This is a genomic window from Gemmatimonadota bacterium, assembly GCA_026387915.1.
GTDB lineage: Bacteria > Gemmatimonadota > Gemmatimonadetes > Gemmatimonadales > Gemmatimonadaceae > Fen-1231.
Window position 1 is genome coordinate 149,940 of sequence record JAPLKS010000022.1, and the last position, 14,060, is coordinate 163,999.

A 14,060-nucleotide genomic window follows, 5' to 3' on the forward strand; every position below is an offset into this window, starting at 1 on the left:
GTCTACGATGCGCCCCGCGCATCCACCGAACGGGAGCTCACGTGCCCCAGCTCGCGCTGTAGCACATCTATCGGTAACAACGGCGACATGTCTTCGAGCGGCATCGATACCATCGATCCATCCGCGCGCGGAATGGCGGCCACTTTTGGCGCGAGTGTTTCACTGGACGTCAGCACCACGTCACACAGGTACGGACCGCGTTGCGCCAAGGCTCCGGCGAGACCCTCCGCCAAATCCTCGGCGCGCGTGATGCGCATGGCGGGAATGCCGATCGCGTCGCAGACCTTGAGCAAATCCGGCATGACCAACCCTGACTCGGCCCCGGTACCGATGAAGCGACTTTCGAAGTAGTTCCGCTGCGTGTTCCGGATGGAGGCGTAGCCGCCATTGTTCATCACAATGAGAACGATCGGTAGCTGGAGCGCCTTGAGCGTTGATAGCTCCTGGAGATTCAACATCAAGCTGCCATCCCCTTCGACGCATACGGTGCGCTGCCGGCGAGTGCCGAGACACGCGCCGATGGCGGCGGGAAGGCCATAGCCCATGGAGCCCAGCCCCGACGTAAGAAACACGCGCTGACCCGGCTTATTGCGGAAGACGGTGTAAAACACTTCCACCGCGAGCCCAGAACTTCCCGTCACGCACAACGTCTCTGGCGGAAGTGCGTCGGACAACGCGTCCACAAACCGGTAATGACTGATCTCGCCGGTGGCGCCCATTGGCTGGCCGTCCCCGATGCCGTACCGTTGCTTCCAGTCCTGACAACGCGCACGCCACGGGGCCCAGTCGGCATGCGTCACCGGTGGTGCTGACTTCCACGCGGAGAGAAACGCATGCGCGTCGCTGACGACCGCGAGTGCGACATTTCCCTCTTGCCGCGCAAGTTCATTCGCGTCGATATCGACAATGACCTTCGGAGCGCCACCCCCAAAGCCGCGATTGTCGAACCCCGTCACGACATTATCCAGTCTCGCACCAATCGTGATGAGGAGGTCGCAACGCTGCACCGCAAAGTTCGGCGCGCGGAGCGCCACGACACCGGGACGTCCTACCAACAGGTCATGTTCCCAAGGCAGGAGGTCGAGCGCATTCCACGTCGTCACAACGGGAATGCCGAGCTGTTCCGCCACGGCCCGAAAGAGTGCGGCCGCACCACCGATGCGCACACCATGGCCGGCGAGCAGCAGTGGGCGTTGCGCCTTGGCGAGCAGCGCACAGAGCGATCGCATGGTGTCGTCGAGCGAGGGCGCGACGTCGCTCGGAGGCGTGAACCCCTCAAGCCGCGTGGGATCTACCTGCGCGGCCTGCACGTCCAACGGGATATCGATCCACACGGGGCCCGCGCGCCCATTCCGCATTTCGTACAGTGCGCGCTCGAGATGATATCGAATGCGTTCGGCCGACTCCACGGTCACGGCGTACTTGGTAATCGGTTTCACCATCGCAACGACATCCACTTCCTGAACGCCACTTTGCCTTAGCGGTCGACCAGCCAACAGGTCTGCGCGCTTCACTTGCCCAGAGAGCACCAGGAGCGGGAGCGATTCGATCCACGCGCCGGCCACTGGGGTCAGCGCATTGGTGGCACCCGGCCCAGTGGTGACCACCACAACGCCAAAACCCGCAGCGTCGGCTCCCTGCACGCGACCGTTGGCTTCCGCCGCGATGCCGCACGCCTGCTCGTGATGACAGGGTACCGCTTCGAGTCTCGGCTGGCAGGCGAGCGCATCGTTCAGGTGCATCGCACCGCCCCCCGCCAGCATGAACACGTGGCTCACGCCCTCATCGGCGAGCCGTGCCATCACATAATCAGCCGCGCGCATCGTCGGTTCGCTCACATCCAGAACGCAAGAATGGTTTTACGGTGCGCGTTCTGCGCGATCGTCGGATCGGTATAGAACGAATCGTCCACGAAGTGGGTGGATGAAATTTCCTCGAACACCACGCCCGTGTCGGTATGGAACTTGTGGCGCACCTCGCGCGAGACGGTCACCACATCACCCGGGGCCACGTCGCGCGCCGTGCCGTCGAGCCAGAGGCGCATGGAGCCGTGCAAAATGACGAATGTTTCTTCCTTGCGGTGATGATACTGCTCTGGATGCGTCTGTCCCGGCAGCATCACGAGCAACTTTTTGGCGTACTCGCGATTCACGACGGTAATCATCGACAGACCGGTTTCCGGAAATTGCGCCATCCCGTAGTGATGCGAGATTTCGAGGTGCGCGCGACCCGGAACAATAATATTGCCCTGCTTCAGCAGGCCCTTGACCGCATGTACAGCTGACAGCACGAGCGCGCGGTCATTGCTACTATCGACCGCCGCCTGAAGCACGGGCTCCCCTGAACCAAGCGCCGTACGCGTGATGTAGCGCGCGTACTTGGACCATTCGTTCGCCGTGAGCTGTCCCTCGACTGGCGGGAATGCGAACTCCACGTCATCGCGACGCAGCGGCTGCCCGGCGGCCACGGAGCGAACGGTAAAGACACCGCGGCGCAGCGAGCGTAAGCTCGCGCCTTCTTCAGGAAACGGCTCCAGGCGCTCCGCGGGACCAGTCATCGCAAAGGCCCGACGGGCGGCTGTCACCCATACGCGCACCTGCTCCGGCGTCGCCGAGTATGCGTTGGCTTTATACGAGCCGACTTCGAGTGCCACGTGTTTTTCAAACACCGTCGCTCCCTTTGCCACGGCAATCATCACCGGCACAGGATCCGACGGATCTTCGTGCGTCGAAAATCCAATGCGCACGCCAGGATACCGTGCGCGCAGCACATCAATCTGCGACAACCGCAAATCCGCATCCGGCGTCGGATACTCGGCGACGCAATGCATGAGCGTGAGTGCCTTGCCGCGGTGCACCAGAAAACTCACCACCGCATCCATTTCGTCGAGGCTCGCTCCAGCGGTGGATGCGATCACCGGTTTGTCGACGAGCGCAATGCGCTCGAGCAACGGCCAGTCGGTGAACGATGCGCTCGCGATCTTCACCATCTCAACGCTGTGCGCCTCAATGAGATCCACCGACGGTTCGTCGAACGGCGTGCACAGTGAGATGAACCCATGCGCGTGAATGGCCGTCACGAGCTCGAGATACTGCGCGTGACTGAGCCGCGTTTCTTCAAAACGCTTCACATACTTGATGTCCGCTCGGCCCTTGGCGCTGGAATGGATGAACGTGTCGAGATCGCGGTACTGCAGTTTGAAGGCGAACTGGAACTCGTCGAATCCCCGCACCGCCGTCTGCATCGCCGCGATGAGCGCGCGCCCATGGGCGAGGTCGCCCATGTGGTTGTTCGCCATCTCGAGAATGAACAGGGGTCGTTTATCCATCACACACTCCCGCTCGGCGCGTCTAGGATCGCGCCGAACCGTTAACGAAATCGTGAATACTTTCGACGATCCACGCGAGCATCGGCGCCGTCAGACCTGGATAGCATCCCACCCAGAGCGTCCCACGCATGATCGCGTCGGAATTCGGTAGATCACCAATCACGCGATACGGTAATCCCCGATACGCCGGCTGGCGCACCAGATTGCCACCAAACAGCAAGCGCGTGCCAATCAGTCGATCTTCGAGGAATTTCACTAGGGCGTTGCGTGTAAACCCCGCATCATCACGCACACGCATCGGGAAACCGAACCAACTGGGTTCGGCCTTGGGATGCACCGCCGCAAATTCCAACACGTGCGACAGGTCGGCGAGCTGTTCGCGCAGGTAGTCGTAATTGCGACGTCGCGCCTCAATAAAACCATCGAGATGCTCGAGTTGCGCGACGCCAACCGCCGCCTGCATATCGGTCGCCTTGAGGTTGTATCCGATGTGCGAATACGTGTACTTGTGGTCGTAGCCGAACGGCAGGTCGCCGAGTTGATACTCGAATCGTTTGCCGCAGGTATTCGCCTTGCCGGGGTCACACCAGCAATCGCGGCCCCAGTCACGAAAGGACTCCACGATGCGCTTGAGCTTAGGCGCATGCGCCAACACGGCGCCGCCTTCCCCCATCGTAATGTGGTGCGCGGGATAAAAGCTCACCGTGGCGAGGTCGCCAAAAGTACCGACCGACTTGCCGTCGAACTTGGCACCCACCGCATCGCAGCAATCTTCAACCAACCAAAGCTTGTGCTGTTGGGCAAACGCCTTCACCGCGCCAATGTCGTACGGATTCCCGAGCGTGTGTGCGACGATAATCGCCTTGGTGCGAGGCGAGCGTGCGGCTTCCAGCTGCGACACATCAATGCCGTACGACGGAAGCTCAACGTCCACGAACACCGGCACGAGGCCGTTTTGAAAAATCGGATTCACCGTGGTCGGGAAACCAGCTGCCACGGTGATCACCTCGTCGCCCGGCTTGAGGGCGCGATCTTCGAGCAAGTGCGATGTGAGCGCGCTCACCGCCGCGAGATTCGCCGAGGAGCCCGAGTTTACGAGCATCGCGTGACGCGCCGACATGCGCTGGGCAAAGCGCCGCTCGAATTCCGCCGCAAATCGGCCGGTGGTGAGCCAGAAATCCAGCCCGGCGTCCACCAGCGATTGCACGTCCGTGGCATCGAAGACGCGCCCCGTCACGGGCACCGGTGATTCACCTGGAACGAACGCTCGATCGGCGAACGCTTCGGCGTGATATTCGGCGACCAGTCCCAGAATCTGTGCGCGGAGCGCGTCGGCTCGCTCAGTCACGCTGCAGAAACTCCCGGTACCACGCAATCGTGCGATCCAGTCCTTCGTCGAGCGTAAAGGCCGGCGCCCAGTTCAACAGCCGGCGCGCTTTGGCCGCTGTCAGCCACTGGTGCTGAATCTCGTGCACGGCCTCGCCACGCACGTCGGGCGTGAGCGACAGCTGCATGCGTTCCAATACGCGACGCGTCAACGCCAGCACATCGACCTGCAGTTCGTTCGAGAAGTTAAACGCCTCGCCAATGAGCTCCGGCCGACTGTGTAAGGCTTCGGCGAGTTGCATATACGCGGCGGCGCCATCTTCCACGTAGAAATAGTCGCGAATGAGCGTGCCGTCCGAACGGATCACCGGCCGTTCGCCCTTGAGCGCGGCGCGAATGACACCCGGGACGAGTCGGTTCCAGTTGAGATCACCGCCGCCATAAAAATTGCCGCACCGCGTGACGCATACCGGCACCCGGTAGGTGTTGGCGTACATGGTGGCAATAAGATCAGCGCACGACTTGCTCGCGTCATACGGGTGCCGACCCTGCAGCGCAGCGGTCTCATCATACGGCAATGTTTCGTGGTCGCCGTAGGCTTTATCGCTCGACGCCACGACGATCGCCTTCACGGCAGGACTGCGACGCGCGGCTTCAAGCAGTGCCCACGTTCCACGAATGTTTGTGTCGAGCGTCGACACCGGATTGCGGTTCGCCACACCGACGATCGTCTGCGCCGCGAGATGGAAAATGGTGTCGATCTCGTACTCCCCTAGCGCCCGCTCGAGCAGCGCCTGGTTGCGCACATCGCCACGCACCATCTTCACGCGCTGTAACAGGTGCGTGGAGAGGAGGAGCGAGTGCGGCACATGGTCGCGCACGAGCACCGTGACGTCCGCGCCCTGTTCGATCAACTGGCGCACCAACCATCCGCCGAGCAGGCCGGTGGCGCCCGTGACAAACACCGGACGATCGCGCCAATGCGATGTCTGCGAAGTCGTCGTCATTTCCACGTTCTCCACGGTGGCGAGCCAGCAGCCCAGAGTGATTCGAGCAGATGGACATCTCGGAGCGTATCCATCGACTGCCAGAATCGTTCATGCCGGAAGGCGCGCAACTGACCTTCGGACGCCAGCCGCTCAAGCGGGTCCCGTTCCCATAGGGTCTCGTCAGCTTCGATGTAGTCGAGCACCTGCGGCTCCAGCACAAAGAAGCCCCCGTTGATCCACCCTTCGCTCATCTGCGTCTTTTCCGCGAAGGTACGCACTTCATCGCCATCGAGCGCAATGGAACCAAAGCGCGCCGGTGGGCGCACCGCGGTCACCGTTGCGAGCTTGCCGTGCGATTTGTGGAACGCAATCAACGCGGTGATGTCCACGTCACCCACGCCGTCACCGTAAGTAAGGCAGAAGGTTTCGTTGCCAATCCACTCTTTCAAACGACGCACACGACCGCCGGTCTGCGTATTGAGACCCGTGTCGATCAGGTGCACCGTCCAGTCTTCCTTCTCGTTCGTACCGTGGGTCGTGACATGCCCATCGGCGAGCCGGATGGTGGAATCGTGCATCGCCGCCCGATACCCGAGAAAATACGAGCGGATAAAGTCGGCCTTATACCCGAGCGCGAGCACGAACTCTTTCAGTCCGTGCGCCCCGTACAGGTTCATGATGTGCCACAACATTGGACGGCCGCCGATTTCCACCATCGGCTTGGGCCGTACGGTCGTTTCTTCCTGCAGCCGCGTGCCGAGTCCGCCGGCAAGAATCACGACTTTCATCCGTCCTCCGTCTTCGTCAGGGGGCTTCCCACTCTAAGGTATCACCTGCGCCTCTCGGCGTACCAGATGCAGGAGCTGAATCGTCACATTTTGAGCCGAATATTGGGCGGCGGCGGCGTCCACATATCGCCGGTGGAGCGCGGTCAGAGCACTGCTGTCGGCGTCATTGGGCTGTTGCACCAGCCAGAGCTCCCGGGGCGCCTGCTCCCGTAGGGCGGCGACCATGACCTCGTCCAGGTATCGCGGCCGCACGGTACCGGCGCCGCCCCCGACCCGCCGATAGCTCGCCGCCTCAAGCGACGACCAAAGCCCCCACCGGTTGGTGGCCGGAAACACCACCGTGGTCGATTCCGTGGGGGCGAGCGCTGCGAACGCGGCGTTTAGGGCGTGGTGGAAACCCGTAAACTGCAGATTGTACGCCAGATGATCCGCGTCCCGCACCCTGAAATCGCGTGACAGGCGCGACACGTGATACACCTCGGCTCGGCCCAGCGACCAGGTCCCAAAGAGGAGCCGCGAGACGGGGTCGAACGACGCCCGAACAGAGCCGAACAGCACGAGTGCGTAGCTGGCGAGCAGCAGGCGTCGGGCACGCGTCGGGGTCTTGAGGGCGTCGAGTGAAATCAGGGCGCATATCAGGAGTATCGGCACCAGCACCAAGAAATACCGGGGGAAACTCCAGGTGCGGTACACGGTTAGCGCGTACGTAAGCACAACAGCGACGCAGGCGATGGTCGCCCGGTGCCCGGAGGCGGAGGCGAAGGGAGCCCCAGCAATCGCAGTCTTGGACATGCGCCCACGACGCCAGCCCGAGATCAGACGCTGGCCCAGCGCCACGACAATGGCCGTGGTCGGAACCCAAGCAAATCCGAGCACAAAAATGATGGCGGCGTAGCTCTGGAAAACCGGGTCATCGAGGTCGAACCAGCGCACGCCGGCCAACGGCCGCTCGTGCATCCCCTGATTCCACACGACGTACGACGATTGCGTGCCTGCCCACCACGCAAGGAAGGCCGCATATACCGCGAGTGGAATAAAGGCCGGTGCCAGCGCGCCGGTCGACTTGAAATAAGCGCCGAGCGGCGCGGGCGCTGAGGACCGCCCCTGCACAACACCCGCCAAATCCCCCCGTGCGACACGCACCGCTCGCTCCGTCACCAACGCAGCCACGAGCACCGCATACACCAGCGCGCCCGTCTCCTTGCTGAAACAGAGCACGAGACCAGCCGCCGCGGCGAGCCACCGCTGCTCGCGCCAGAAGAACGCGAGGCAGACCAGAAAGAACACGAACACGCCATAGTCGCTGTTGAGTTGCACCAACGACGCCAGCGCTAATGGATGGACCGCTAGCGCGGTGGTCAACAACGCCCGCTCGACCACGCGTTCCTCACTCGGCCACAGCGCGAACAGGATGGCGTGAAATGCCCAGAGGGCACCCCACGCAAGCAATACGTTGGCCAGGAGGAGATGCGTGGTGTTGCCGGGATCACCAAGTTGACTCAACGCCAGCCACGCCATCGTGAGCTGCGAGTGGTGACCGCCGCACCGAAGCGCCGACACACTAAATCCGCTGCGGGCCGCCTCCACCACGCAGTCGAAGTAGACGCGCCCATCCCAGATGGGCACAAAGCCACGCTCCGGCCACACCAGTGCCAGCACGAGCGCCGCTGGAATAATGCCCCACCCGCGGCGGAGCCACGTCTGCCATGTCACCGCGCAATGCGCTCGAGTTTGCGCGCGACTATCGTGTGCCCCGCGACCGTCGTGCGCAGCACCGCCGTCTGCCGGTATCGCGCGGAGAGTCGCTCGCGCGACGAATCGGCATCCGGGCGATACGAGAAGTCGAGCCACCACACCACCGGCGGCGGCGCGGGAGTGGCGAGCAGATCTTCGTCATCCCAATAGCGCGGAACAATCACGCCGTCGCGAAGCATCGTGCGGCGCCAGTTGCGTTCATCGAGCTGGCTCCAGATGTTCCAGCGAACACTGCGCGCGGTGGCGTAGGCGGTGGAATCATTGGGGTGCATCGAACGGAACAGCGCGTTCTGCACCGCATGAAATCCTGTGAATTCAAGATTGTAGACCAGTTGATCGCGCCCTGGGCCGCGATACTCACCGGTGATCGATGCCATGCGGTACATGTCGCGCTGACCAACAGAAAACGTGCCGTACACTCGGCGCGACACGGGGTCGACCGAGCGGAACGCCGCGAGCACGAACAGCGCCGCCAACGAGGCAATGACAACGCCGCGCATGCGTGGACCCACGCCCAACCGCAGCAGCGCCGCGAACGCGAGCAGAATGAACAGCGGGTACAGCAACGCGAAATACCGCAGGTTGCTCCAGGTCCGGAACGCCGTCAGCACGTATGTGAGCACAACGGTGAGCGTGATGAGATACCAGAGCACGGGCGTGTCGGCGCCCGCGACCGTGCGGGTGGGTTGACGCCGCGCCAGCCGCACGCCGCCCACCACCGCATCGGACGCGATGATGGCAGTCAGCACCCAACCGAACCCGAGCACAAAGAGTCCGGCCGCATAGCTGAGGAATACCGGCTCGCTGAGATCGAACCACTTGAAGCCGTCCATTGTCCCCTGTTGCCATTGATGGCGCCAAATGGCCGACGACGCATGCGTCGCGTTCCACCAGAGCACGTAGACGCCAAAGAGCATCAGCGGAAAGAGCGTCACGGCGCGGGGCCGGAGGCGCTTGAGACGATCCACTAGCGGACCCGTATCGCGACGCATAGCGAACGCCGCCGCCAGACCGACCATCACACCGTAGGCGAGTACCCCCGTTTCCTTTGAAAAACAGAGAAACACACCCGCGAGCACCACCCATCGCCACGCCTGCTTGAGCAGCGCGGCGAGCGTCGCAAAGAAGAACACATACACGCCAAAATCCACATTCGGCTGTACGAGCGTCGACAGCAGCACCGGATGAACCGCGCAGACAACGGTCAAACCGTCGAGCGCACGGGCGTGCTCGCGCGCCGGAAACACGCGACCCATCACCACGCGAATGCTGGCGAGCGCGAGAATGCCCAGTAGCACATTGGTGAGGTGCAACAGCGTGATGTCGCCCAAGCGCAGGAACTGCGGGAGGGCGAGCAGCAAGGCGTACCCCTGCGACGGATGACCGGCGCAACGCAGCGATTCCAAGGACAACCCATCAGTTGCCGCGCCCATGGCGCAGTTGGCAAAGATGCGTCCGTCCCAGATAGGCACGTAGTTGCGTTCGGGCATGAGCAGCAGCACAAACGCTGCGGCAATCATGACGAAGTTGAACAGGCGTTCGCGTTCATGCGCGTTCATTTGCGCACCTCAGTGAACGACCACGCGGCTTCGTCAAAGAGGTAGGCCGCTCGCGTAGGGGCGGCGCGCAGCAGCCGACCATTTGCGTCGCCACGGTCATGCACAATCCACGAGGGCGATTCGGCCAACGAGCCATCATTTGCCACGAGCGAAATATGCATACTGCGCCGCTCCGCATAGCGAACGAAGACGATGTTTGGCGTGCGCGGCAACTCGCGAACCGCTGCGCGAAACGCGCGCGGCTCCTCAGACAAGCGTTCCACCATACGGCGCGCGTCGGCGATATCCATCACCGATAGTCCTGCGCCGAGCGCCAGAGCAGCGGTCAGCAGGCGCGGTCGCCATGCTGCGTTCACCACCGCCGGCGATCGCGACCACAACCATGCGGCACCGACCGCCGCGAGATAGGCGAACACCGGCATCGCTTCGAGATAATAGATGGTCCAATCCGCCGTGTGTGCCTGCGCGAGATAGCCGGCAATCAGCAAGAGCGCCGTGGCGAGCGCAAACCACCCCGCGGACCCAGCGACAAACAGTCCGACCACCGCCGTGACCGCAAAGGGCAAGCGCCAGCCGCCGAACGCATCGCGGAGTAACAGCGACGTGCGCGTCGTAGCCGTCACCAGGACGGGGTCGTTCGCCTGCTGCTGCTTGATGTTCGCCAAGAACCGCCGGACGCGTTCCATCTCAGCGGGCAGCGCTCGCTCTGGCGGCGCGGTATTCACCGTATAGCCAGGCACGTCAAACGGCAGATACTGCGCCGTGTACACCGCCAGCGCGTTCTGACGCCAATCGCCAGTAGTGCGCGCATTCCAAAGCGGCAGAATGACGAGCACGGCCAGACCGGTGAACACACCGGTACACAAGGCGCGCCAACGGTGCCCCTGCCACACATCGCGGAGCACCACCACGCCAACCGGAATCGCAAAGACAAACATCGTGGCCGGACGCGTGATGGCGCCCCAACCGATCGCAGCGGCCAACAGCATCATCCACCGGCGGCGTCGCGTCTCGCGCCATTCGAGCAACGCCCACCATGCCACGAGCCAGCAGGCAGACGTTGTGAGTTCGGAGAAGTAGCTCGCGCGAAAGCGCAGATTGCCGAACGTCGTGAGCCAGAGCACGAACGTGAGCACCGCGACCCCGCTATTCGCCACGCGGCGCGCCAGCACGTACACGAGCGCCCCAGTGAGCGCTGTGAGGAGCACGGGCACGAGCCCCGGCACACCCAACGCGAATCCAACGGCGATCGTGAGGGCATGCCCAGGCGGGTACTTCACCGCCCACACGGGCGATACCAACACATACAGCTGCTCAAAAAACTCCGGCACCGGCGGAGCGATTTCCGTCCAATGCGCGTGCGCGTACAAACCGGCCTGCGTCCAATAGGCCCATTCGTCGTGCATCACAGGGACCGGCGCGAGTGACCGCCACACCACGAGCACGGCGCTCGCGGAGAGCAGTGCCGCTATCCACGGCGCCCAGCGTTCAACGCGCGCGTTCAATTTTCCCCCTCGTGATACACCATCTCGAGGTTCACATCCCAGAGCGGCGAGTCGTTCTCATTCCCTGTGATGATGTGATCCACCGCCATCATCGCCGTCAGCATCGAGTGATCCTGATTGTTATACCGATGCATACCGTTACGTCCGATGCAGAACAAATTTGGCACGCTTGTCACCCACTGGCGCACGTCGCCAAGCCGGTCGTACGTCCCAAAATAGGCGGGATACGCTTTTGGCATACGCAACACACAGCCGTCACGCACATCCGCCGCGCGCGCAAATCCGATCTGCTCCAACTCTCGCACGCCCAGCGTGATCAACTCGGCGTCGTCCGTGCGCCAGAGTTCGTCGGTCTCATCCAGAAAATACTCGAGGCCAATCCACACCTTCGTGCCGCGTTCGGCAACCAGGTACGGACTCCAGTTATTGAAGAGCTGAATGCGGCCGACCTTCACGCCCTCGTCCTGCACGTAAATCCAATTGTCGCGCACCATGGCCTGCGACGCCTGGCCACTCTCTTGCACGTGCAGTTTGTCGAGCAGCAGGCCGACGGTGAGAAAATCCCGATAACGTAATCCGCGCGTCACCGCCTGCACCGTAGGCGGTGGCGGGGGTTCGGTGATCGTGATGAGCTCTTGCAGAGGCATCGTCGAAATGAAGTAATCGCACGCCATTTCCACACGCTGGCCGTCGGCATCGGAGAGTGCCGTGACGTGCGACACACGCCCGTCAGTCATCCGTACGCCCACCACTTTCCAGCCGTGGCGCACCTCACCGCCCGCGGCACGCACCTGCGCGGCGACCGTCTCCCACATCTGTCCGGGGCCGTACTTTGGATACCAGAACCGTGTGATCAGCGACGTCTCGCGCTCCTCTTGCCGCTTGCGAAACTCGCTGGAGAAGAGATCCTGCACCGCGTGGACCACCGCGCGGGTGAGCGAGAGTCCTTTCACGCGCTGCGCGCCCCAGTCCGCACGAATCTCACTGCAGGGTACGCCCCACACTTTTTCGGTGTAACCACGAAAGAACGTCTCGTACAACCGCTGTCCGAACCGATTGATGAAAAACGCGTCCAGATAGGTCTCGTCACGGCGCGGAAAGAATTGCGCCTTCAGATAGCTCAATGCGATCAGCGCAGTGTTGAAGAGTCCCAAACGCCACGCCACGATCAATGTGATGCCGAGCGGATAGGGGAAGAAATTCTTGCCGAAGTAAATGCGCGAGAGCCGTGGGCGCTGCAGCATTACGCCGTCTTCTCGCTCGGGGTCTGGAGCTGCGCGTCGCGTTTCACGGAGCCGCGTGCCCTCGAGCAACTCGGGTGCCAGTGCGCGTATCACGACGTCGGTGGCGTAGTCCACCTCGTGCGCGAGTGCCACATCGTCAAACGCCGGTGCGCCCTGCGGCGGCAGAATACCAAACCACCACTTCATCACGCGCTCGCTCTTGGAAAAGAAGCGATGCCCGCCAATGTCGATGCGATTGCCCTTGTACTGAAACGTCTGCGCAATGCCGCCCGTGGCATGCGTGGCTTCGAGCACAATCGGCGTGACATCCGTGCGGGCGAGCAGTTCCCACGCCGCGGTGAGCCCCGCCGGACCAGCACCGGCAATGATGGCGATACGCGTCACCGAACCGCGACCTTCACGCGGAGCGCGTGCAACACAGTGCCCAGCACGAGCGCCACGAGGTAGCCGTAGGGAAGCGAGGCCGCCACCACTCCCAAGAACAGCGCCAGCGCAAAGTCGCGGGACTCGCCCGCGATGTCGCGAAGCAGCGCGAGAACCGCGACGCCTTCCACGAGGAGCAACACACCCAGCATTGGCTTCGGAAACAGGAGCGCCACTTGCCCTACGCTCCCGCCAAGAAACAGTCCGACGGCCGCCAGCGCCGTGCCAGCAATGATCACCGACCCGCCCGTCCGACCACCGAACGAATAATGACCGGCCATGCCGCCAGAGCCATGGCACACAGGAATCCCGCTCACGAGTGGACTCACCAGGTTCATCAGCGAATAGGTGATACCGATGCGCCGAATCGTCAGCGGCTCGCGCGCTGGAAAGAGATCGGCGGCCACCTGCTTGGTGGCGAGCACCGAGTTCCCGAGCGAGAGCGGAATCTGCGGCAGGGCCAGCAAGAGAAATCCGCCCCAGATCGCAGCCGTATTGGGCATATGTGGCACGGGGAGATGCACGCCGATCGCCGCGATGGCCGGCGCACTCGCCCCCCCCACCGTGAGGGCGAACACCGCACCGAGTGCCAGCACAATTGGCGCTGGCGGAAAACGCCGATTGCCGAGCAAGGCCACGACGATCACGAAGGCGACGGCCGCGAGCGCATAGCCGGCCGCTCCGCCCGACGGCACGTAGTCGGCCACCGCGATGCGAGCCAACTGTAGCCCGAGCCCACACTGAATGCCGCGCACCACAACCTTCGGAACGACGCGGGCGAGCCAATCGAGCGCGCCGGTAAGCACCAGCACGAGCATCAGCGCGCCAATCGCAAACCCGCCCCCATAGACCAAATCCGGACTCACCTGCTGCGCAATCACAATGGCCGCCACTGCCTTTAACGGTTGCACCGGCATCGGCATCCGGTACACCAAACCGGTCAAAATCTGTAGGGCCCCAAACGTCACAAGTACGCTGGTGGCATCGAGATGCGCCGCCGCGATCATCCCCACAATCAGCGGTAGCGACGTCCCTAAATCGCCAAACGCACCGGAAACTTCGTTCCGGTCAAATCGTAGGTTTTCTGTGGCTGGTGGCATCAGTCGTATATTCGAAGAGCGTTACGTGTCCTACAAGGGAGCT

At 62.8% G+C, this 14,060-nt stretch carries 10 protein-coding genes; all 10 read right to left on the bottom strand.

The features are described 5' to 3' along the window. Positions 1–2: 2 nt before the first annotated feature. Genes NTZ43_14595 through NTZ43_14640 form a run of 10 tightly spaced genes read right to left on the bottom strand, consistent with a single transcriptional unit; the run spans position 3 to position 14,017 of the window. A complete protein-coding gene (locus NTZ43_14595) occupies positions 3–1,823 on the bottom strand; it encodes a thiamine pyrophosphate-binding protein (protein ID MCX5768445.1) in 1,821 nt (606 codons plus the stop codon). A gap of 11 nt (positions 1,824–1,834) precedes the next feature. Then, positions 1,835–3,328 carry an N-acetylneuraminate synthase family protein gene (locus tag NTZ43_14600; protein ID MCX5768446.1) on the bottom strand — a complete coding sequence of 498 codons (1,494 nt, stop codon included), beginning with the start codon at positions 3,326–3,328 and terminating at the stop codon, positions 1,835–1,837. 22 nt (positions 3,329–3,350) lie between these two features. Next, entirely contained in the window at positions 3,351–4,676 is a 1,326-nt protein-coding gene (rfbH, locus tag NTZ43_14605; GenBank protein MCX5768447.1) for a lipopolysaccharide biosynthesis protein RfbH, read from the bottom strand. Further along, the gene (locus tag NTZ43_14610) at positions 4,669–5,661 is read right to left on the bottom strand and encodes a GDP-mannose 4,6-dehydratase (protein MCX5768448.1); all 993 of its coding nucleotides are present in this window, start codon (positions 5,659–5,661) and stop codon (positions 4,669–4,671) included. Before NTZ43_14610 ends, rfbH begins: the two co-directional genes overlap by 8 nt. Next, positions 5,658–6,431: a glucose-1-phosphate cytidylyltransferase gene (rfbF, locus tag NTZ43_14615; GenBank protein MCX5768449.1), complete on the bottom strand. Its 774-nt coding sequence runs from the start codon at positions 6,429–6,431 to the stop codon at positions 5,658–5,660. The genes NTZ43_14610 and rfbF overlap by 4 nt, the downstream gene beginning before the upstream one ends. Positions 6,432–6,464: 33 nt before the next feature. Beyond that, positions 6,465–8,144, bottom strand: coding sequence for a hypothetical protein (locus tag NTZ43_14620; protein MCX5768450.1), 1,680 nt, complete (start codon positions 8,142–8,144; stop codon positions 6,465–6,467). Beyond that, the gene (locus tag NTZ43_14625) at positions 8,141–9,745 is read right to left on the bottom strand and encodes a hypothetical protein (GenBank protein MCX5768451.1); all 1,605 of its coding nucleotides are present in this window, start codon (positions 9,743–9,745) and stop codon (positions 8,141–8,143) included. Before NTZ43_14625 ends, NTZ43_14620 begins: the two co-directional genes overlap by 4 nt. After that, a complete protein-coding gene (locus tag NTZ43_14630; protein ID MCX5768452.1) occupies positions 9,742–11,250 on the bottom strand; it encodes a glycosyltransferase family 39 protein in 1,509 nt (502 codons plus the stop codon). The genes NTZ43_14625 and NTZ43_14630 overlap by 4 nt, the downstream gene beginning before the upstream one ends. Next, complete coding sequence (locus tag NTZ43_14635) at positions 11,247–12,878, bottom strand: NAD(P)/FAD-dependent oxidoreductase (GenBank protein MCX5768453.1); 1,632 nt, start codon at positions 12,876–12,878, stop codon at positions 11,247–11,249. The genes NTZ43_14630 and NTZ43_14635 overlap by 4 nt, the downstream gene beginning before the upstream one ends. After that, positions 12,875–14,017 (bottom strand): putative sulfate/molybdate transporter, encoded by a 1,143-nt coding sequence (locus NTZ43_14640; GenBank protein ID MCX5768454.1) that lies wholly within the window; start codon positions 14,015–14,017, stop codon positions 12,875–12,877. Before NTZ43_14640 ends, NTZ43_14635 begins: the two co-directional genes overlap by 4 nt. Between the last annotated feature and the right edge of the window lie 43 nt (positions 14,018–14,060).